This is a genomic window from Fictibacillus sp. Mic-4 (assembly GCF_049843615.1).
Taxonomy (GTDB): Bacteria; Bacillota; Bacilli; order Bacillales; family Fictibacillaceae; genus Fictibacillus_A; species Fictibacillus_A gelatini.
This window is the reverse complement of record NZ_JBBHZM010000116.1, coordinates 1-717: the sequence shown is the minus strand read 5'-3', so window position 1 is coordinate 717 and position 717 is coordinate 1. Positions and strand designations below refer to the sequence as shown.

Below are 717 nucleotides of genomic sequence, written 5' to 3'. Positions count from 1 at the left end.
TTACATGTATGCCTTCACTCTCTCGCCAATCTGCGTAAAGTATACGCTTTACATTATCATATCCATTGGTAGTTAATTGGTTATCTAACCACTGTTGATCAAATCCGAGTTCATGTAAATTATCCCATAAAATTTCCCCATCTATAATTAACGATGTTGGGAGGTCTACTGGACTTTCTGGAAGATTGAGATCTTGCTTGTCTGGTTTTTGATACTTGGATTTTAATAATAAACTTATTTGCCCATTAGCTTCCAATATACCGTATTTGACTTCGCGAACTGAAAAGACATTATTTTGACGGAGTATACTCAATACTTGATTTACATCCAATTTGTTCTTTGTAAGTAACTTTCTGTCCATAACACCATCTCGAATGATGATGTTAGGATTGCCTAATAAGAGAGAACGTGTCGATTTATTTTTTAGAGTCATAAACTCTATTCCCAACATAAGAAACGTCCACAATCCGATGGCATATAAAAAATGAAAAATCCCTACCTTATCTTCATAAATGGTATTTCCTAAAAAATCTCCAAGTACTAACACAAAAACTAAGTGAAACGGGGTTAACTGATAGATGGATGTTCTGCCTGTTATGATAATGATAAAAAATAAAGTTGCAAAACCAACGATGACTTTGATCGTCAGTAAACCAATATTAACTTCTTCCAAAGTTTTTTCCTCCAATTTAAATTTTACTTAGTTGTAAGATCTTG

At 33.2% G+C, this 717-nt stretch carries 1 protein-coding gene; it reads right to left on the bottom strand.

Going from position 1 to position 717, the window contains the following annotated elements; translation table 11 throughout:
* Positions 1-673, bottom strand: a 673-nt coding sequence (locus WD019_RS21720; protein ID WP_425712818.1) for a DUF421 domain-containing protein, incomplete at its 3' end; no start/stop codon positions are given.
* Positions 674-717: the final 44 nt, after the last annotated feature.